Origin of the sequence: Xanthomonas euroxanthea (genome assembly GCF_900476395.1) — a bacterium.
Taxonomy (GTDB): domain Bacteria; phylum Pseudomonadota; class Gammaproteobacteria; order Xanthomonadales; family Xanthomonadaceae; genus Xanthomonas; species Xanthomonas euroxanthea.
Genome location: NZ_UIHB01000004.1, coordinates 47,227 through 68,686 on the forward strand (window position 1 = coordinate 47,227; position 21,460 = coordinate 68,686).

Sequence of the window (21,460 nt, forward strand, 5' to 3'; positions counted from 1 at the left end):
TCAGCGCCCGGCTGAATAGGCGCCAGACCCTTCCGCACCAAGGACGACACGATGCTGCGCACCGCCCTGCTGCTCTCCGGCTTCGGCCTGATCACCCTGACCGGCCTGCTGACCAGCGCGCCTGTCGCCGCGCAGGACCGTGGCTGGAACGGCCCCAGCATCACCTGCTCCAGCAACGACAACCGTCGCCGTGAGTGCGATACGCCGTTCCGCGGCCGCGCGGTGCTGGTCGAAAACATCTCCGGCACCCGCTGCATCGAAGGCCGCAACTGGGGCAGCGACCGCGGCCGGGTCTGGGTCGACAATGGCTGCCGTGGGCGCTTTGTCGATGGTCGCAACGGCGGCGGCGGCTGGGGCGGCAACACTGGCCCCGGCGGTGGCGGGGTCGCCGGTACGGTGCGCTGCGAGAGCAACGACCAGCGCCAGAAGATCTGTGACACCGGCTGGCGCCGCGCCATGCTGGTGCGCCAACTGTCCAACACGCCCTGCGTGGAAGGCCGCAACTGGCGCCAGGACGGGGGCCGCATCTGGGTGGACGACGGCTGCCGGGGCGAGTTTGCGCAGGCCCGCGGCGGCGGCTGGGGCCGGGGTGACGGCGGCGACGGTGGCCGCGACGACCGCCCGCGCAACGACTACGCCATCACCTGCGCCAGTGACGACCGCCGCCTGCGCACCTGCGGCTGGGATGGCCGCTATGGCCGCCCGGTGCTGACCCGCCAGCTGTCCGCCACCCGTTGCGAGGAAGGCCGCAGCTGGGGGTACGACGCCCGCCGCGCGACGCTGTGGGTCAACGATGGCTGCCGGGCGCGCTTCGAGGCACGTTGAGGCAGCAGGTACGCGCGCCGCTTACGGGTCGGGACAGGGGGATGCGGCTTCAGCACTGCCAGCCGCTGCCCGGCACCGCCCGTCGTTGCGGCGCACTGACCCGGCTCAGGCAGGGTCGGCCGCAGGCTTTGCCGCGGGCTTGCTCTCGGCGGCGGCGGCCGGCTTGGCATCGCCACCGGCGCTGCTGCTCTCGCTGAGGTTTTTCTTCTTCTCGCCCGCCGACTTGAAATCGGTCTCGTACCAGCCGCTACCGGACAGCCGGAACGATGGCGCGGTGATCTGGCGCTTGATCGTGGCCGCCGCGCAGGCCGGACAGGTCTGCGGATCGGGGTCGGCCATCTTCTGCAGGCGGTCGAAGGCGTGGCCGCAGGTGGTGCACTGGAAACCGTAGATGGGCATGGCAGGATCAGCTGAAGACGATGCAGGGGCGCAGATTCTAGACGGATGCGGGCAGGCAGGTGCAGTGGTGCATCTACGCTTGACCACGCGCACGCGTTGCCGGCGAGAGACATCGACCGGTGATCGCTGCGCGCCCGCCCGTGCGCCCGATGGGCGCCCGGCATCGCGGCTCCCATGACAGACGGCAAGACATGGGGGCGTGCGCGCACATGCCGACGGTCACCGGCCTGGACACCGAGTGATGGGGCGGCGTGACCGTGCGAACTGCGCAGGCAGGTGGGGCCGTCATCCGGAACGTCGAACATCCAGGCTTCGCGCCGAACTACAGCCAACCACTTGGTATCGAACGCCGAAAGCCAGCTGGCTTCGGTCAAGCCGCGCGACACGGGCTGCTACACTCGAACAGGTGATCGACGCGCCTCTTCCCCCACGAGGACCGCATCCATGTTGCGGCTGACTGCCTTACTGCTGGGCGTCGCCCTGCTGCTGACCGGCAGCGGGCTGCTCGGCACCCTGCTTGCCGTGCGCGGTGGCCAGGCCGGTTTCGATGCGCGTGCGCTCGGCCTGATCATGTCCGGGTATTTCGCCGGCTTCTTTCTCGGCACCTTCTTCGCACCGCCGCTGATTCGGCGCATCGGGCATATCCGCGCATTCGCGTTCTACGCGGCGCTGGCGGCGATCGCGGTGCTTCTGCATCCGATCTGGTTGAACGCCTGGGGCTGGGGATTGCTGCGGCTGGTCACCGGCGCGGCGCTGGTCGGCCTGTACACGGTGATCGAGAGCTGGCTCAACGCCGAGCCGGACGCGCGCCGGCGCAGCCGGGTGTTTTCGGTCTACATGGCGATCAATCTGTCGGCATTGGCGCTGGGCCAGATCCTGCTCACCGCAGGCGATGCGGGCGCACCGGCGATGTTCACGCTGACGGCGATCCTGATCTGCGCGGCAGTGATGCCGGTGATGACCACGCGCCTGATTCCGCCCGAGGTGCCGCACGTGTCGCGCCTGCGCCTCAAGACGCTGTACGCGTTGGCCCCGGTGGCGACCATCGGCGCGGGATTGTCGGGCCTGGCGATGGGGGCGTTCTGGGGCTTGTTGCCGGTGTACGCCGACCGCATCGGGCTGGATGCCGACGGCGTGGCAATGTTCATGCTCACCGCCATCATCGGCGGTGCAGTGCTGCAGTGGCCGATCGGGCGCATCAGCGATGGCCATGACCGGCGCATCGGCCTGGTCACGATCAGCATGCTGGCGGCCGGCATCGCGATCGCCGCCGCAGTGCCGATGGTGCAGGCACAGACGCAACTGTTGTTCGTGCTGTTCTTCGTGTACGGCGGGTTGGCGTTCTCGCTGTATCCGTTCGCGGTGGCACACATGCTCGATTACCTGCCGCGCGAAGATCTGCTCTCCGGCTGCAGCAGCCTGCTGTTGGTACATGGCGTGGGCGCGGCGATCGGTCCGGCCCTGGCCGGTGGCGCGATGCAGAAATTCGGCCCTGCCGCACTCCCGGTCTATTTCGCGGTGATGCTGCTGGCACTGGCCGGATTTACCCTGGCACGCCTGCTGCGCTTCACGCGCCGCCGCATCCACCCAATCTCCTTCCGCCCGATGCTGCGCACCACCCCATCGGCGTTGGAGTTGATGCCGGAGACGCAGCAGGCCGAAGCACCGCCGCACACCAGGAGCGGCTAACGCCCCTGTTTCGCGGGTATCGGTCGCAGAGCCGATGATCTGCGGCTTGGCTGCGGGGTCCTTGCCCGCCCACGGTCGCGGGACACGCCGCAAGACAGAGCAGCTGATAGAAGGCCGTGTAGATCATCTGTAGAGCCGATGGTCTGCGGCTTGGCCGCGGGGCCCTTGCCCGCCCACGGTCGCGGGACACGCCGCACGACAGAGCAGCTGATAGAAGGCCGTGTAGATCTGCTGTAGAGCCGATGATCTGCGGCTTGGCTGCAGGGTCCTTGCCCGCCCACCATCGCGGGACACGCCGTGAATCCATCCATGGAGGCTCTTACGCGGCATCCATGCCGCGTAAGGTCCCGCGACGGTGAGCGGGCAAGGACCTATCGAGATGGTCGGTGTGCATGGGAAGAGCAGTGCTGGGTGTGCCTTGTTGAATCACGTAGCAGCGGTTCCAGGTCTGATGCACATCGCACGACAGACGGCTTTCCAATGAGCGCCGACCAACTGTCTGGTGCGGCGTCCTTGCCGGTTGCGGGCCCGTGTGGCGGCATGGATGCCGCCACCGAGCCCCCAGGGATAGGTTCACGGCGTGTCCCGCAAGCGGTGAGGGCGCTGCGCCCTCGACGACCTGAGCTTTTGACCCAAGCACTTGACCACCCCTCCAACGACGCGACGATTCGCATCGCCTGTCTTGGAATGAATAGCCTCGGTATGACACGCAGTTTCGGAGGTGTCGTTCAACGACCCAACGCGAAGCATGCAGACGGCGCTAGCCCGCAATCGTCCTTGCGGCAGGGCGTAGTAAAACCATCCAGTGATCCCGACCACACCTTTTGCGCGGTCATCATCACGCAATGCAAGCACGGCAGTCTTTGCAGACCTCCCCGCTTGTTGGATTGTAATGGATTCGACGTCCTCCTCGCGCGTGCGCCATCCGGCCACGCTCGCGTTGCTACTGGTTCCGCTCACCCTGCCCGCCTACGCACAGCAAGCCCCCGATGGCGCAGCGTCTGGCCCGTCCGCGGCCGAACCGGGCAGCGCTGGCGAGCAGGTGTCCACGCTGGATCAGGTGCAGGTGGTCGGCCAGGCGATGACGTATTCCAAGACCAATGTCAGCAAGGAAATGCTGGACCGCCAGTTCGTGCTGGGCAGCGTCAACGATGCGCTCAACGAACTGCCCGGCGTGGTGGTGACCGAGGCCGATGCCTTCGGCTCGTCGGATTGGGGCACCCAGATCAGCATGCGCGGCTTCGTCAGCAATCGCGATACCCAGCAGATCGGCACCACCATCGATGGCGTGCCCAACGGCGGCTCTGCCTATGGCGGCGGCTCCAAGGCCAACCGCTTCATCGACATGCCGGACCTGGAAACGGTGGAAGTCAGCCAGGGCACCGCCGACATCGCCTCGCGCTCCAACGAAGCGTTGGGTGGCACCTTGAACTACCTCACCGGCGACCCGCTGGAAGAGCAGCGCGTGCGCGTGATCGGCGGCATCGGCGACAACCAGGCGCGCAAGTATTACGCGCGCTACGACACCGGCCTGCTCGGCGGCAACACACGCGCCTGGGTCAGCGGCTCGTCGGCACGCAACGACGACTGGATCGACGGCAGCGGCCACACCCGCCGCGACCACCTGGCCGGCAAGTTCGTCAGCGTGTTGGACAAGTGGACGCTCAGCGGCTACGCGTCCTACGACGATGCCGACGAATCCGAGTACACCAGCGTGACGCCCGAACAGTTCGCGCGCGACCCCGAGCACGACCTGCTGACCGGCACGCTCACCGGCATTCCGTACCTGGACCAGAACTATCGCTCCGGCTCGCGCGCGCTGCGCAAGAACACCTTCGGCTATCTGCGCGGCGCCTTCGATGGCGGCAATGGCTTCAAGACCACGCTGACCGGCTACGCGCACCGCATGCAGGGCCGTGGCGACTGGATTCCGCCGTATCTGGTGGATGTCACCAACGACGGCGCCGGCGCAGCGGAATCCGAAGCGCGTGGCGGCAACACCGTGTATGCCGGCAGCGACCTGGGCAAGCTGTATTACCTCACGCCCGGCGGTGCAGCCGCGACGATGCTGGCCGGTTGCGCCGGCAGCGATGCGCTGCCGGCCGAATCCAACCCGGCCTGCTATCCGGCCGGTTCGGTGCCGGTGCAGTCGTATCGCCACAGCCACTACGACAACCACCGCGCCGGCGCGATGGCCGACGTGGAATGGCGCGCGGATCTGGGCGCCATCGACAACACCGTGCGCGCCGGTGCGTGGCTGGAACGTTACGACCGTAGCGTCACCCGCGACTGGCATCGCCTGCTCAACGTCGGCACCAACATCGGCTTCGATCATCAGCCGTACTGGGTGCAGTTCAAGGATGCCTACCAGACCGACGAGCAGATGTATTACGTCGAGGACGTGATGCGCTACGGCGCCTTTGCCTGGCGTGTGGGCGTCAAGCAGTTCTTCGTCGACCAGACCCGCGACCGCCGCATCGGCGATGCGCAGCATGTGGAGTCGGATTCGCATTCGGACCCGCTGCTGTCGGCCGGCCTGACCTGGACCACCCCGGTGCAGGGCCTGGAAGCCTTTGCCGGGTATTCGCAGAACTTCGCCGCGATTCCCTCCGGCGTGCTGGGCGAAACCGACCCGGTCGCGCTGAGCCGGGTGCAACCGGAAACCGCCGACAACGTCGAACTCGGCCTGCGCCTGAGCCGCTGGCCGTTGACCGGCAGCGTGACGCTGTACGACATCCGCTTCGACAACCGCATCGTCTATGTGCCGGCCAACTTCGTCACCGGCATCGACTACCTGGGCGAAACCGATGGCGTGTACGAGAACTTCGGCGGCGTGCATGCGCGCGGCGTGGAAGCGGCGCTCGGCTATGGCTGGGACAACGGCTGGCGCATCAACGGTGCCTATACGTACAACAAGGCCGATTACCTGGGCAGCGGCGATGCCGCGCGCGACACCGCGCTGGAGATCACCCCCGGTGCGCAGGTGATCGGCCAACCGCGCAACACCTTGGTGGTGTCGGCGGACTGGCGCGGCCAGGCGTGGCGCTTCGGTGTGTCCGGGCGCTACCTGGGCAAGCGCTACCTGGACGCCTCCAACCGTGCGGCACTCGATGGCGTGACCACCTTCGATGCCAACCTGGGCGTGGAACTGTCGCAACTGTCGTCGCAGCTCAAGGGCCTGCAGCTGGCGCTCAACGTCAGCAACCTCACCGACAAGCGCTATCTGGAAGGCGTGGACGGCAGCGACAGCGCGTTCATCGGCGCGCCGCGCACGGTCGGGCTGACCGTGACGCTGGATCTCTAGCGTAGAGGGCGCACCGCTGCCCGGCAGGCGATAGGATTTCCAGTGATGGGGAGCGGATCGGGGAAAAGGCACACGACCGATCCGCTCCATGCATCGTCTCCTGCGCACCTGTAAAGGGACGGCATTGGCGCTTGTGCACGCACGCGCCAGAACACACGCACTGACATGTTGGGTACGCTCGGCCCGCTCCAGCGCCGACAGGATTGGCGCGCCAACCAGGTGACACGATGATCGACCTTCCCCGCCGCCGCGTTCTGCAGACCGGGCTTGCCGGCGCCGCCGCCGCGCTGCTGCCGCCCAGCATCGCGCGGGCCGCCGCCATCGCGCCGGACCGCCGCACCGGCACGCTGGAAGATCTGCAGCATGTGGTGATCCTGATGCAGGAAAACCGCGCCTTCGATCATTACTTCGGCGCCCTGCCCGGCGTGCGCGGGTTCGGCGATCGTTTCCCCATTCCCGCGCCGCCGCTGCCGGGCGCGCCCGCGCGCACGGTGTGGCTGCAACCCAGCGACGACGGCCGCCAATGGCTGACGCCGTTTGCGCTGGATACCGCAGCACAATTCGGCTTCATGCGCGTGCAAGGCACGCCGCATAGCTGGGTGGATGCGCAACGCGCCTGGGATCACGGCCGGCTCGGGCACTGGGCCGCGGCCAAGCACGACCACGCACTGGGCTATTACCGGCGCGCGGATATTCCGTTCCAGTACGCGCTTGCCGACGCCTTCACCATCTGCGATGCGTACCACGCCTCGATCCAGACCGGCACCAATTCCAATCGCGTGTTTCTGTGGAGCGGCGGCAACGACCCGCAGGCGCGCGCCGGCGGGCCGGTGATCGGCAACTCGCATGACAACTTTCCGGAACTGGGTGGTTTCGCCGAGCCGTATCGCTGGACGACCTACGTTGAACATCTTCAGAAAGCGGGTGTGTCCTGGCAGATCTATCAGGACATGCGCGACAACTTCACCGACAACCCGCTGGCCGGCTTTGCGCCGTTCCGGCAGGCCTTCACTGCTGCACCCGGGCACGATGCGCAGTTGCGCGCGCGTGGCGTCAGCACACGCGGTGTCGAGCAGCTGCGCGCCGACGTGCTGGGCGGGCGTCTGCCATCGGTGAGTTTCGTCATCGCCGACGCGGCCGGCAGCGAGCATCCGGATCCGTCCAGCCCTGCGCAGGGCGCGGCCTATACCGCGCGTGTGCTGGATGCGCTGACCGCCGATCCGCAGGTGTGGAGCCGCACCGCACTGCTGTTGATGTTCGACGAGAACGACGGCTTCTTCGATCACATGCCGCCGCCGGCGCCACCGTCGCCGGACCCGCGCGCGGCCGGCGGCCTTGCCGGCGCATCGAGCATCGCCACCGACGACGACTACCATCGCCACCCGGCACCGGGCGAACAGAAGGTGGATCTGCCCGAGCTGCGCGGCCGTCCCTATGGCCTGGGCCCGCGCGTGCCGCTGTACGTGATCTCGCCGTGGAGCCGCGGCGGCTGGGTGGATTCGCAGGTGTACGACCACACCTCGGTATTGCGGCTGCTGGAACGCCGCTTCGGCGTGCCCGCACCGGAGATCACACCGTGGCGGCGCGCAGTGTGTGGTGACCTCACCGGTGCATTCGACTTCCGCAATGCCGATGCGCGCCCCTTCGTCGCGGCGTTGCCCGATGTCAGCGCCACCGCAGCGCGCGCGGCAGCCCTGCGCGAACACGCACTGCCGCCGTTGCCGGCCACGTTGCAATCGCCGCAGCAGCCGTTCGGTACACGCCGTTCGCGGGCGCTGCCGTATCGCCCCAGCGTGGAACTGGCTTATCTGCCTGAGCGTGGCGAGGTGAAGCTGCGCATGTCAAACGCTGGCGCGGCGGTGGTCCTGCACGTCTACGACCGCCTCGATCTTGCCGCAATTCCGCGTCGTTATACGGTGGGGAACGGCGCGGCAGTGGATGGCACGTGGGCCACCGGCGATGGCCGTTACGACCTGTGGTTGATCGGCCCCAATGGCTTCCATCGTCACTATTGCGGAAAAAATCTGGGCGCACCATTACTGGTGGCCGAGATCACCCAGGATGCGAACGATCGCGCGGCCGTGTCCCTATCGCTGCGCAATGCCGGCAGCACTGCGGTGCAGGTGGAGCTGCAGCCGGGCGCGTATGCCACCGCGCAACCGCACGAACGCCTGCGCATTGCACCCGGCGCCACCGAACAACGCCGCTGGCAGGCAGCAGCAACCGGCGGCTGGTACGACCTGTGGGTGACGCACGACGGTGCAGCGCAGCGGCTTGCCGGGCGCATCGAAACCGGCGCAGACAGCGTCAGCGACCCGGCCATGGGCGGGCCGGCGCGGCTGCAGCAGGACGAGCCGCTGGTGATCGGCGCGCCGGGTTGAGAAAACTCAGCGCGGCGTGACCGCTGTCAGCGCGCGCCACTCGCGCTGGAACGCGTCGTCGGTGAACCCCGCGCCCGTCATCGCGACCGCGGCAGCAACAGCCTTGAGCGCTGCATCGCGTGCGGCAGCATCGACCGTTGCGCCATTGAGATAGGCGGTCAGCAGCAGCGGCGCCTGGCGTCCTGGCTGCCACAGGATGGCGATGTCGTTGCGGGTGTCGCTGCCGTTGCTGCCGGTCTTGTCGCCGATCTTCCAGCCGCGCGGCAGGCCGGCGCGCAGGCAGGTATCGCCGGTGCGGTTGTCGATCATCCAGTCGGTCAACTGCTTGCGCGAGGCCGGCTGCAGCGCGTTGCCCAGCAGCAGGGTGCGCAAGGTGGCGGCCATTGCCGCCGGGGTGGTGGTGTCGCGCGGGTCGCCCGGGGCGAACCGGTTCATCTCCGGCTCGTGGCGGTCGCTGCGCGTGTGCGCATCGCCGATGCCACGCAGGAAGGCGGTCAGTCCGGCCGGCTCGCCCACCAGCGGAAACAGCAGGTTGGCGGCCGGGTTGTCGCTATGGATCATCGTGGCCCGACACAGCTCGGCCACGCTCAGCGACCCGCCGACATGGCGCTCGGTGACCGGGGCATGTTCAAGCATGTCGGCGGCGCGGATCTTCACCCGTTTCGCCAGGGTCAGCTCGCCCTTGTCCACCCGCTGCAGCACCGCCGCAGCCAATACAAATTTGAAGGTGCTGCACAGCGGGAAGCGCTCGTCCTCACGCTGGCCGATGCGCCTGCCGGTGGCGCTGTCGAGCAGGCAGATGCCCAGGCGACCGCCGCTCCTGCGTTCGATCCCGGCCCATGCCTCTCGCAACTCAACCGCCGCAGACGCCACCAGACTGACGGCACGTAGGGGCCTGGACGCTGCAAGCAGCACACCCGCGCCGGTTGCGCACAGGAATTGTCGACGCTTCAACATGGACCAGCCTCCCGATCAGAGCCCGCAGTATCGGCCCGGGGCGGCCGCCGGAGTATCGCGATGTTTCGATCCCTGGCATGAATTGAACTAATCTCTGCGCATGCCCCGCCCTCGCCTCCCGCTCAACGCCTTGCGCGCCTTCGAGGCCGCCGCACGCCACCAGAACCTGACCCGTGCGGCGAGCGAGCTGTGCGTCAGCCAGGCCGCACTCAGCCACCAGATCAAGGCGCTGGAGCAACAGCTGGGCAGCAGCCTGTTCCATCGGCTACCGCGCGGGGTGGCACTCACCGACGAGGGCGCGGCGCTGGCGCCGGTGCTGGCCGAAGCCTTCGATCGCATTGCCGCCACCCTGGAGCGCTTTGCCGATGGCCACTATCGCGAGGTGCTCAGCGTCGGCGTGGTGGGCACCTTCGCCACCGGCTGGCTGCTGCCGCGCGTGGATGCCTTTCATGCGGCGCATCCGGAGATCGAGCTGCGCCTGTCGACTCACAACAACCGCGTCGACCTGGCCGGCGAAGGCCTGGATCTGGCGATCCGGTTTGGCGATGGCGACTGGCAGGGGCAGATTGCCGAGGCGTTGATGGAGGCGCCGTTTGCGCCGGTGTGTGCGCCGACCATGGCACGTGGCTTGCGCACGCCGACCGATCTGGCGCAACTGCCGTTATTGCGCTCGTATCGCCAGGACGAATGGCCGCAGTGGTTTCGCGCCGCGGGCGTGGCCGAAGTCGCCGCACGCGGAGCGATGTTCGATTCCTCGTTGACCCTGGCCAGCGCCGCGGCGGCCGGTATCGGTGTGGCGTTATTGCCGCTGCCGATGTTTCGCCAGGACCTGGATGCCGGGCGCCTGGTGTGCCCGTTTCCGATCCAGATCGACGCTGGACGTTATTGGCTGACGCGGCTGCGCTCGCGGGCGGAGAGCGAGGCTGGGCGAAGGTTTCTTGCGTGGTTGGTGGAGCAAACGCCGGGGTGACGCTGGATGCGTTCCCGGGCCGGTTGCCTGCGTGCACGCGACGCTGCCTCTCTTGTGAGATGGCTGCGCCGCACCTCACCCAGCCCTTCCATCGAGATGCCTGTCTTCCGTCGTACCCTCACCCCAACCCCTCTCCCGCAGGGAGAGGGGCTTAATCACCAGAGCGGCGGCTTGCTCCCTTCTCCCGCTGGGAGAAGGTGGCGCGTAGCGCCGGATGAGGGTACGGGCGCGAAGCCTACTTCCATCACCTTCGCCCTCTTGCACCAGCGATCAACAGGCACCATCACCAGCCCCATCACCGCGACCGCTGCTACACCCCCTCGATCAGCTCCATCCACGCCGCTTCCGCAGCCACCAGTTGCTGTGCGGTGGCCTCGCGGTCGCGGCCCAGCACCGCCATCTTCTCGCTGTCGGCATAGTTGCCCGGGTTGGCGAGCTCGCGGTCCAGCGCCGCCAACGCCGCTTCCAGTTCGCCGACGCGCTTTTCGGCGCTGGCCAGCTTGTGCGGGTTGACGGCCTTCTTCGGCGGCAGCGGCTTGGTCGGCGGTGGCGGTGTCGGCGCCACTTCGGCCATCTTCTGCTTGGTGCCCTGGGCGGCCGGGCGGCTGCGCAGCCAGGCGGCGTATTCGTCCAGGTCGCCTTCGAACGGCTCGACCACGCCATCGGCCACGCGCCAGAAACTGTCGCAGACCAGGCCGATCAGATGGCGGTCATGCGAGACCATCACGATCGCACCTTCGAAGTCGCTCAACGCTTCGGCCAGTGCCTCGCGCATTTCCAGGTCCAGATGGTTGGTCGGTTCGTCCAGCAGCAGCACGTTCGGCTGCTGCCAGGCGATCAGCGCCAGCGCCAGACGCGCGCGCTCGCCGCCGGAAAAACCATCCACCACCTCGAACGCACGGTCGCCGGCGAAATTCCATTTGCCCAGGAAGTCGCGAAACGCCTGGTTGGCACCATCCGGCGACAGCTCGCGGAAGTGATCCATCGGCGACTGGCCCTCGTGCAGCGACTCCACCGTGTGCTGGGCGAAGTAGCCAATCCGCAGGTCCGGATGCGCACTGCGCTCGCCCGACAGCGGCGCAAGCTCGCCCACCAACGTCTTCACCAGCGTGGACTTACCCGCACCATTGGGCCCCAGCAACCCGATCCGGTCACCCGCCTCCAGCCCGAACCCGACATCGTGCAGCACGGTAATCGCATCGCTGGACCCACGCTTTTGCGATTCCCCATTCCCGATTCCCGGCTCCCGCGGCGCAGCCGCATACCCGCAAGCCGCATGATTCAACCGGATCAGCGAAAACGGCAGCCGATTGGGCTGGGCAAACTGGATGCGGAACTCGCGCTCGGCGCGGACCGCCTCGGTGCCGGCCATCTTGGCCAGGCGCTTCATGCGGCTCTGCGCCTGGGTGGCCTTGCTGGCCTGCGCCTTGAAGCGGTCGATGAAGCTCTGCAGATGCGCGCGCTCGGCCTGTTCCTTGTCGTGGGCGATCTGCTGCTGGCGCAGGTGCTCGATGCGCTGGCGCTCGAAATCGGTGTAGCCGCCGACGTACAGCTTGGCGGTGCCGCCATGCAGGTGCAGGGTGTGGGTGGCCACGTTGTCGAGAAACTCGCGGTCATGCGAAATCAGCAGCAAGGTGCCCGGGTACTTGAGCAGCCATTGCTCCAGCCACAGCACCGCGTCCATGTCCAGGTGGTTGGTCGGTTCGTCCAGCAGCAGCAGGTCGCTGGGCATCATCAACGCGCGCGCCAGGTTCAGGCGCACGCGCCAGCCGCCGGAGAACGAGGACACCGCGCGGTGATGGGTGTCGGCCGGGAAGCCCAGGCCGTGCAGCAGCTTGCCGGCGCGCGCCTCGGCATCGTAGGCGCCGAGTTCGGCCATCTTCTGGTGCGCATTGGCCACCGCTTCCCAGTCCTCGCGCGCGGTGGCTGCGGCCTCTTCCTGCAGGATCGCGGAGACCTCGATGTCGCCACCGAGCACGAACGACAGCGCCGGATCGGGCAGCGACGGGGTTTCCTGCGAGACGCTGGCGGTGCGCACCTTGCCGGGCAGGTCGACATCGCCCTTGTCCGCTTCCAGTTCGCCCTTGACCGCGGCAAACAGGCTCGACTTGCCGGTGCCATTACGGCCAACCACACCGACGCGGTAGCCGGCATGCATGGTCAGGTCGACGTTGGACAACAGCAGACGCTCGCCGCGTCGCATGGAGAAGTTGCGCAGGGAAATCATTGATGGACAGTCCGATAGAACGAAAAGGAATGAGCAGATGAGCAGCACTCCTGCGACGCCATTCTAGCGTTAACGAATAATTAGCGCCTTCGGGCTGGCCGTCGTTCCTTCGCGTCGCCGCGACCAGACCCCGCCCAGCCTTGCTGGTCCTGCCTGGACCCCCGTTCGGAGTTGTCATGAATTACCCGCTGTCCTCGCTCGCAACCGCCGTGGTTGCGGCGCTGCTCGCCTCCCCCGCCTTTGCCCAGAGCGCCACGCCGGCCAGCGCGCCCGCCAACACGCTGGACACCGTCATCGTCACCGGTACCCGGGTGTCCGACCGGACCGTGGCCGAGTCGCAGTCGCCGATCGACATCATCAGCGCCGAGTCGCTGCAGGCCACCGGCACCTCGGAGCTGGCCACCGCACTGGCCCGCGCGCTGCCGTCGCTGAACTTCCCGCGCCCTGCGCTGAGCGACGGCACCAGCGCGATCCGTCCGGCACAGCTGCGCGGCCTGTCGCCGGACCAGGTGCTGGTGCTGGTCAACGGCAAGCGCCGCCACACCTCCTCGCTGCTCAACCTCAACGGCACCATCGGCCGTGGCGCCGCGGCGGTGGATCTGAACACCATTCCGGTGGCGGCGATCGCGCGCGTGGAAGTGCTGCGCGACGGCGCCTCGGCACAATACGGCTCCGATGCCATTGCCGGTGTGGTCAACATCGTGCTCAAGGGCGCGGAAAAGGGCGGCAGCCTGCAGGCCGGCTTCGGCCAGTACTCGGCCGGCGACGGCAGCAACTACGAGCTGTCCGGCGACACCGGCGTGGCGTACGGCAACGAGCGCGGCTGGCTGCATGTGGCCGCCCAGCTCAACCAGCAGGACCCCACCGACCGTGCGCGCGGCTATGCCGGCGCCCCCAGCGCCTCGCAGCCGGCGGTGGGCCAGAAGGCGTTCAAGATCGGCGACCCGGACGTCAACGCGCAGGCGGTGTCGGCCAATACCGAGTTCGCCTTCAGCGACAGCATCACCGGTTACGCCTTTGCCACCGCCAGCAACCGCGACATCACCTCGTTCGCGTTCTTCCGCGCGCCGGGCAGCACCCAGAACATCCTGTCGGTCTATCCGCAGGGCTTCCTGCCGGAAATCCAGACCTACGCCAAGGACCGCTCGCTGGTGGCCGGCGTGCGCGGGTCCACGGCCAGCGGCTGGGACTGGGATGCCAGCTACAACTACGGCTACAACAAGATCGATTTCCACACCCGCAACACGCTCAACGTGAGCCTGGGGCCGACCTCGCCGACCTCTTTCTACGATGGCGCGCTGGAGACCACGCAGAACATCGTCAACCTGGACGTCAAGCGCGGCTTCGACTGGGGCCTGGCGTATCCGGTGACGGTGGCCTTCGGCGCCGAATACCGCAACGAGAAGTGGAACCAGTCGCCGGGCGAAGTGGGCTCGTATTTCCAGGCCGGCACGCTGGCCGGTGGCGCGCAGGGTTTTGGCGGGTTTGCGCCGAGCGTGTCCGGGCAGTATTCGCGTGACAGCTACGCGCTGTATGCGGATCTGGAAGCCGATTTCACCGACAAGTTCTCGGCCGGCCTGGCCGGCCGCTACGAAGACTTCAACGATTTCGGCAGCCAGGCCTCGGGCAAGTTGTCCGGCCGCTATGCGTTCACCGACAGGATCGCGCTGCGCGGCACGGTGGCGTCGGGCTTCCGCGCGCCGTCGCTGGCGCAGCAGTATTTCCAGTCCACCAGCACCACCTTCCTGGCCGGCAATCCGAACCCGTTCGAGATCCGCACCTTCCCGGCCGACAGCACCGTCGCGCGTGCGCTGGGGTCCGAGCCGCTGGATGCCGAGACCTCGCTGTCCTACAGCCTGGGCCTGGTGCTGCAGCCGACCGATGCGCTCTACCTCACCGTGGATGCGTACCAGATCGACGTGGACGACCGCATCGTGCTGTCGTCCAACCTCACTGGCACCGGCGTGCGCAACCTGCTCGAAGCGCAGGGCATCTTCGGCATCAACGGCGGGCGCTACTTCACCAACGCGGTGGACACGCGCACGCGCGGTGTGGACGTGGTCGGCAGCTACCGCTGGCAGCTGGCCGCCAGCAGCGTGGACCTGACCGCCGGCTACAACTATTCGGAGACCGAGGTGCGCAGTGTCGCGGCCAATCCGGCCGCGTTGTCGGCCAACGGGCTGAGCCTGGAGCGCATCGACCGCACCGAACGCGGCCGCATCGAAGAAGGCTTCCCGCGCGACAAGTTCCTGGTCAACGGCAGCTGGAACCTGGAGCACTGGACGCTGGCACTGGGTGCCACGCGCTATGGCAAGTACAGCACGCGTCCGGCCGCGGCGATCAACGACCAGACCTTCGGCGCCAAGTGGGTGGTGGATGCCTCGGCCAGCTACAAGATCGATCGCTGGACGCTGACACTGGGTGCGGACAATCTGCTGGACGAGTACCCGGACGAGAACAATTTCGCCAACTCCACCAGCGGGCAGTTCCCGTACAGCAATCTGTCGCCGTTCGGCTTCAATGGTGCCTACGTGTACGGCCGCATCAACTATCGCTGGTAACCTGGCGGCCTAGCCTGCGGTGTTGCCCGGCATTTAGTGCCCAGGCGCGCTGCACGATTGCATCCTGACGCTCGACCACACGCCCCGGCTTGCCGGGGCGTGTGCGTTTTTGCCCGGCGTGCTTGCGGCGTTTTCCTGATGCAGGCCATCCGGAGGCGGGCATCGATGCGCCGTGAAGAGCCACCGGCGGCCGCAGTGGTATCAACGCGCTTCCACCCTGATGGAGCACCCACCATGGACGCAGCGCAACTCTCACGCGGCCGTCTGATCGACCACCTGCATCTGGTCGTCCACGACCTGGCGGCGAGCCGACGTTTCTACCAGGCCGTGCTCGATGTGCTGGGCATTCCGATCGGTGGCGAAGGCAAGGGATTCTTCTGGGCCGACGAGCTGTTCGTGTCCGATCGCCACACGGTGGCGCAAGGCGTACTCACCGGCCGCCACCATCTGGCCTTCCAGGCGCACGATGTCGCCATGGTGCATGCGTTCCATCAGGCCGCCCTCGCCCACGGCGGCCGCGACAACGGCGCGCCGGGCGTGCGCCCGTATCACCCGAGTTATTACGCAGCATTTGCCCTGGATCCAGATGGCAACAACATCGAAGCGGTGTTCCATGGTCCTGCGCAACGCATCGCCGATGCGGTGCAAATCACGTTCTGATGCAGAAGTTTCATAACTGCTATCGATGTCCATGATGGTGCAAAAAAACCCGTGCAGCAGCAGGTCGGGTGCAAGCGACGCATCACTCTGGTGCAAGCTGGCAACGTTTTCATAAGCATATTTGCGATAACGGTTGCAAGCGCAACATAACCAAAATTTGACATGCGGTTATGCGTGGTCAATGGTTGGAAACGCACCGCAGCTGCCGCAACGGACGCGGCCCGGGAAGGGGGCCCCTGCGATGCATCCGTTCCCCACTCGGAGTTGTCACCGCATGAATTGCAAGACCAGTCCACTCGCAGTTGCCGTTGTTCTTGCACTGTCGTTTTCCGCTTCAAGCGCAGTCGCGCAGTCACAAGCTCCCACCCAGAAAACCCTCGATACCCTGATCGTGACCGGCACGCGCGTGGCCGATCGCACCGTGGCCGAATCGGCATCGCCGATCGACATCATCTCGCCGCAGGCGCTGGAATCGACCGGCACCACCGAGCTGGCGACCGCGCTGTCACGCGCGATCCCCTCGTTGAATTTCCCCCGCCCGGCCATCTCCGACGGCTCGGATGCAGTGCGCCCGGCGCAGCTGCGCGGCCTGTCACCCGACCAGGTGCTGGTGCTGGTCAACGGCAAGCGCTACCACAGCACCGCGTTGATCAACCTCAACGACACCCAGGGCCGTGGTTCGTCGCCGGCCGACCTCAATACCATTCCGATCGCCGCGGTGGAGCGCATCGAAGTGCTGCGCGACGGCGCGTCGGCGCAATACGGCTCCGACGCCATCGCCGGCGTGATCAACATCGTGCTCAAGGGCAGCGGTGAAGGCGGCAGCGTCAATGGCCGCTACGGCAAGTACAGCGCCGGCGACGGCGAGCAGTATCAATTGTCCGGCGATGCCGGTTTCAGCTTCGCCGGCACCGGCAAGGTGCACCTGGCCGCGCAGGCCGGGCACTCGGACCAGACCAACCGCGCACTGCCCTTCCAGGGCCGCGTGGAGCAGCGTTACGGCGACCCGGACATCGACCAGGGCGCCATCTCGTTCAATGGCGAATACAGCCCCACCGATTACCTGACCTTCTACTCGTTCGGCATGGTCAGCCGCCGCGAGGTGCTGTCCAACGGCTACTTCCGCTTTGCCGGCGACAACCGCAACCGCCCGGAAATCTATCCGGACGGCTTCCTGCCGCAGATCTACAACGTCAGCAAGGACGTGTCGTGGGTCGGTGGCTTGAAGACCTCCACCGAAGGCGGCCTGAACATCGATCTGAGCTACAACTACGGCCAGAACAATCTCACCTTCGATGTACGCAACAGCTTGAACAACAGCCTGGGGCTGGCCAGCCCGACCAACTTCCATGCCGGCACGCTGGAAGTGACCCAGAACGTGCTCAATGCCGACTTCACCAAGACCCTGGACTGGGGCCTGGCATATCCGGTCACGCTGGCCTTCGGTGCGGAATGGCGCGGCGAGAAGTTCAACCAGTCGCCCGGCGATGCGGCATCATCGGCCAACGGCGGCATTCCCTCGGCCAGTGGCGCGTTGATCCCGGGCGCACAGGTGTTCCCGGGCTTCAAGCTCTCCGATGCCGGTTACTACAACCGCAACAGCCACTCGGCCTATGTGGACCTGGAAGCGGATCTGACCGACAAGTTCTCCGCCGGCCTGGCCGGCCGCTACGAGAAGTACAGCGACTTCGGCGATACCGCCACCGGCAAGCTGTCGCTGCGCTATGCGTTCACCGACAAGATCGCAGTGCGGGCCACCGCGTCCACCGGCTTCCGCGCGCCGTCGCTGCAGCAGCAGAACTTCCAGTCGATCGCCACCCAGTTCCTCAACGTGGCCCAGCCCAACGGCACGGTCACCGCGATCCCGTTCGAGATCGGCACCTTCCGTACCGACAACCCGGCCGCCATTGCACTGGGCGCCGAGCCGTTGAAGGCCGAGGAATCCAAGAACTACGGGCTTGGCGTGGTGCTGCAGCCGATCGAAAACCTGTACATCACGGTCGATGCATATCGCATCGAGATCGATGACCGCATCGTGCTGTCGGAAAACCTCACCTCCAATGCGGCGCGCAACTACCTTCAGGCCAATGGCTTCCCGGGCATCGGTGGCGGGCGCTACTTCACCAACGCGGTGGACACCAAGACCCAGGGCGTGGATGCGGTCGGCACCTATCGCTGGAACCTGGACGGCGGCAGCGCGGAGCTGACCTCCGGCTACAACTACAACAAGACCGACGTGGAACGGATCGCCGACAACCCGGCAGCGCTGGAAGCGATCGATCCGGGTGCGGTGCGCATCGGCCGCGCCGAACTGGGCCGCATCACCGAAGGCACGCCGCGCGACAAGTTCTTCCTGGGCGGCACCTGGTCGCCGGGCAACTGGTCGTTCACCGGCACCGCCACGCGCTGGGGCGAGTTCAGCACCTTCGGCACCAACGCCGGCAGCGACCAGACCTATGCGGCCAAGTGGACGCTGGACCTGGCCGCGTCCTACAAGTTGAACGACTGGAACTTCACCATCGGCGGCGACAACGTGCTCAACGAATATCCCGACCGCCAGGAAGCCGGCCTGGGCACGCGCACCTACCTGCCGTACAGCAGCGCCTCGCCGTTCGGTTTCAACGGCGCGCTGGTGTATGCCAACGTGAGCTACAAGTGGTAAATCGCCACGTGCCGGTCGGCAACGACCGGCACCTCGATCGCCGCGCCCCACGTCGCTGAGATCAGGCGGCACGCCCGCAGCATCGCTCGCCCTGTCCGATTGTCGCAACAGGGCGAGTTCCCCCCTCATTTCGCAAGGATGCGCCACGCAGCAGACGCTGCGTCGCAGTCCGTTGTCCTTGCCGTGCCCGCCATCCCGCCAGCGCACACGCGCTGCGTGCAGGCGACACGGATCACGCAGTCCGCCGTCCTCTTCCCCCGCACTACACGCAGCGCAGTGCTGCGTCCATCATCCCCCTTGAGTCTCCATTCCCATGCACACCTCCAACGCACTCTCGCTTGCGATCTCGGCCGCGCTCACCGTCTGTACGTTTGCCGCCAGTGCGCAATCGCAGCCTGCCCAGCCGCAGAAAACCCTGGATACGCTGATCGTCACAGGCACGCGCGTCAGCGACCGCACCGTGGCCGAATCCGAATCGCCGATCGACATCATCACCGAGCAGTCGCTGCAGGCCACCGGCGCGACCGACATCGCCACCGCGCTGGGCAAACTGCTGCCCTCGCTGAACTTCCCGCGCCCGGCGATCTCCGACGGCAACGATGCCGCGCGGCCGGCCACGCTGCGCGGGCTGTCGCCGGATGCGGTGCTGGTGCTGGTCGACGGCAAGCGCTATCACACCTCCTCGCTGATCAACTACAACCCCTACGTCGGGCGCGGTTCGGCGCCGGCCGATCTGAACTCGCTGCCGATGTCGGCCATCGCGCGCATCGAGGTGCTGCGCGACGGCGCCTCGGCCCAGTACGGCTCCGATGCCATCGCCGGCGTGGTCAATATCGTGCTCAAGCATGGCGCCGATGCCGGCAGCAATAGCGTGTCGATCAATGGCGGCATCATGGACAAGGGCGATGGCGAGCAGAACGGCATCGACGGCTCGGTCGGCCTGCCCTTCGGCGGCAGCGGCGGCGATACCGCGCCGGGCTGGGTGCGGCTGTCCTGGAACTACCAGAACACCATGAGCACCAACCGCGGCGAAAACACCAACCGCGCCACCACCGTGCCGGGCACGCCCAACCCGGGCGGTGTGCCCTACCAGCGCCACGGCGACCCGGCCTCCACGTTCTACCAGGGGCTGGCCGCCTTCGGCTATGCGTTCTCGCCGAACCTGGAGCTGTACGGCCACCTCAGCATGAGCCGGCGCGAAGTCACCTCCAACGGTTACTACCGCGCAGCTGAAAACACCGCGCGCAACGTGCAGGCGATCTACCCGAACGGCTTCCTGCCGCAGATCTACAACCCCACCAATGACCGCTCGGCGGTGCTGGGCCTGAAGGGCAGCACCGAGAGCGACTGGAATTGGGACATGTCGGCCACCTACGGCAAGAACGACATGAACTTCAACATCCTCAACAGCATCAATACCAACCTGTACTACACCACCGGCAGCTCGCCGACCAACTTCAATTCCGGCGGCTTCGAAACCGAACAGGGCACGATCAACCTGGACGTCAACAAGTCCTTCGACTGGGGCCTGGCGTATCCGGTCAATGTGGCCTTCGGCGCCGAGCATCGCCAGGACCGCTACCAGATCACCGCCGGCTCGCCGGCGTCGTACTTCTTCGATCCCAACACCATCAATCCCGACGACGGTGCCCCATATCCGGGCGGCGCCCAGGTGTTCTCCGGGCTTGAGCCGTCGGTGGCCGGCAAGTTCGGCCGCCACAGCAACGCGGTCTACGCCAACCTGGAAGCGGACATCACCGACAAGCTGTCCGGCGGCATCGCCGGGCGTTACGAAAACTACAGCGACGCCGGCTCCACGCGCTCGGGCAAGCTATCGGCGCGCTACGCCTTCAGCGATACCTTCTCGCTGCGCGGCACCATCTCCAACGGCTTCCGCGCGCCGTCGCTGGCCCAGCAGAACTATGCCTCGGTGGTGACCTTGATCCAGAACGGCGAGCTGGTGCAGGTCGGCACCTACCGCACCTCCGACCCGGTCGCGGTGGCGCTGGGCGCCGGCCCGCTGAGCCCGGAGAAATCGACCAACTACGGCCTGGGCGGCGTGTGGCAGCCGACGGCCAACTTCACCTCCAGCCTGGACGTCTACCAGATCCGCATCTGGGACCAGATCCTGTACTCGGACCAGCTGCAGCTGGCGCAGCCGATCGGCCAGGTGGCCGCGGTGCAGTTCTTCGTCAACGGCGCCACCAGCCGCACCCGTGGCGTGGACTGGATCAACAGCTATCTCGCCGACCTGGGCAGCTACGGCAAGCTCAACCTCAGTGCCAGCGCCAACTACAACAAGACCACGATCCTGGAACTGTCCAACCCCAACTTCGGGCGGGCCAGCCAGGGCCTGCTCACCGATGCCACCCCGCGTACCAAGTACATGGCCGCGGCGGACTGGACGCTGGGCGGCTTTGCACTGAACTTCAACGCCACCCGCTACGGATCGATCAAGCGCATCAGCGATCCGGCCGATGGCAGCCAGGACCAGACCTACGACGCGCGCTGGCTGTTGAACCTGGCCGCCAGCCAGACCTGGAACGCATTCACCTTCACCGTGGGCGCGGACAACCTCACCAACCAGTACCCGACCAAGGCGCAGCTGACCACCGGCTACGACGACCGCGCCGGCGGCCTGCAGTATTCGTCGCTGTCACCGTTCGGTTTCAACGGGCGTTACTGGTACGGCCGGGTCACCTATCGGTTCTAGGCCGCCACGCTCGATCGTAGAGTGCTGATCGAAGTTTCCGACCAGCTCATGTATCACGCAAACACCGCCGATCGCTCGGCGGTGTTTGTCGTTGGAGCCACCGCAACACGCG

At 66.8% G+C, this 21,460-nt stretch carries 12 protein-coding genes; 9 read left to right on the plus strand and 3 right to left on the minus strand.

Annotated elements, in window-relative coordinates; translation table 11 throughout:
- Positions 1–51: 51 nt before the first annotated feature.
- Positions 52–825 (plus strand): DUF3011 domain-containing protein, encoded by a 774-nt coding sequence (locus tag CPBF1521_RS12705; RefSeq protein ID WP_115677221.1) that lies wholly within the window; start codon positions 52–54, stop codon positions 823–825.
- Between the two features lie 105 nt (positions 826–930).
- On the opposite strand, the gene CPBF1521_RS12710 is transcribed toward CPBF1521_RS12705, so the two are convergent.
- Positions 931–1,224, minus strand: a complete 294-nt coding sequence (locus CPBF1521_RS12710) for an FmdB family zinc ribbon protein (protein ID WP_104583599.1) — start codon at positions 1,222–1,224, stop codon at positions 931–933.
- A 444-nt stretch (positions 1,225–1,668) separates the two neighbouring features.
- Between CPBF1521_RS12710 and CPBF1521_RS12715 the strand changes: the two genes are divergently transcribed.
- From CPBF1521_RS12715 to CPBF1521_RS12730, 3 genes are all read left to right on the plus strand, one after another.
- Complete coding sequence (locus CPBF1521_RS12715) at positions 1,669–2,913, plus strand: MFS transporter (protein WP_104649771.1); 1,245 nt, start codon at positions 1,669–1,671, stop codon at positions 2,911–2,913.
- 892 nt (positions 2,914–3,805) lie between these two features.
- On the plus strand, positions 3,806–6,217 hold the full coding sequence (locus CPBF1521_RS12725) for a TonB-dependent receptor domain-containing protein (RefSeq protein WP_115677222.1): 2,412 nt from the start codon (positions 3,806–3,808) through the stop codon (positions 6,215–6,217).
- Positions 6,218–6,444: 227 nt separating this feature from the next.
- A complete protein-coding gene (locus CPBF1521_RS12730; RefSeq protein ID WP_115677223.1) occupies positions 6,445–8,598 on the plus strand; it encodes a phosphocholine-specific phospholipase C in 2,154 nt (717 codons plus the stop codon).
- Positions 8,599–8,604: 6 nt separating this feature from the next.
- Here the strand turns inward: CPBF1521_RS12730 and bla are convergent, their stop codons facing one another.
- Positions 8,605–9,555 carry a class A beta-lactamase gene (bla, locus tag CPBF1521_RS12735; protein WP_115677224.1) on the minus strand — a complete coding sequence of 317 codons (951 nt, stop codon included), beginning with the start codon at positions 9,553–9,555 and terminating at the stop codon, positions 8,605–8,607.
- Between the two features lie 100 nt (positions 9,556–9,655).
- Between bla and ampR the strand changes: the two genes are divergently transcribed.
- Positions 9,656–10,525, plus strand: coding sequence for a LysR family transcriptional regulator AmpR (gene ampR, locus CPBF1521_RS12740; protein WP_115677225.1), 870 nt, complete (start codon positions 9,656–9,658; stop codon positions 10,523–10,525).
- Between the two features lie 310 nt (positions 10,526–10,835).
- Here ampR and CPBF1521_RS12745 read toward each other — a convergent pair whose 3' ends face one another.
- Complete coding sequence (locus CPBF1521_RS12745; RefSeq protein WP_115677226.1) at positions 10,836–12,752, minus strand: ABC-F family ATP-binding cassette domain-containing protein; 1,917 nt, start codon at positions 12,750–12,752, stop codon at positions 10,836–10,838.
- A gap of 176 nt (positions 12,753–12,928) precedes the next feature.
- Here CPBF1521_RS12745 and CPBF1521_RS12750 point away from each other — a divergent pair, with 176 nt between their 5' ends.
- From CPBF1521_RS12750 to CPBF1521_RS12765, 4 genes are all read left to right on the plus strand, one after another.
- Positions 12,929–15,313 (plus strand): TonB-dependent receptor plug domain-containing protein, encoded by a 2,385-nt coding sequence (locus tag CPBF1521_RS12750; protein ID WP_115677227.1) that lies wholly within the window; start codon positions 12,929–12,931, stop codon positions 15,311–15,313.
- A gap of 234 nt (positions 15,314–15,547) precedes the next feature.
- Positions 15,548–15,973 carry a VOC family protein gene (locus CPBF1521_RS12755; RefSeq protein ID WP_181901224.1) on the plus strand — a complete coding sequence of 142 codons (426 nt, stop codon included), beginning with the start codon at positions 15,548–15,550 and terminating at the stop codon, positions 15,971–15,973.
- Positions 15,974–16,247: 274 nt separating this feature from the next.
- Entirely contained in the window at positions 16,248–18,635 is a 2,388-nt protein-coding gene (locus CPBF1521_RS12760; protein WP_115677228.1) for a TonB-dependent receptor plug domain-containing protein, read from the plus strand.
- Between the two features lie 313 nt (positions 18,636–18,948).
- Positions 18,949–21,348, plus strand: coding sequence for a TonB-dependent receptor plug domain-containing protein (locus tag CPBF1521_RS12765; RefSeq protein ID WP_115677229.1), 2,400 nt, complete (start codon positions 18,949–18,951; stop codon positions 21,346–21,348).
- Positions 21,349–21,460: the final 112 nt, after the last annotated feature.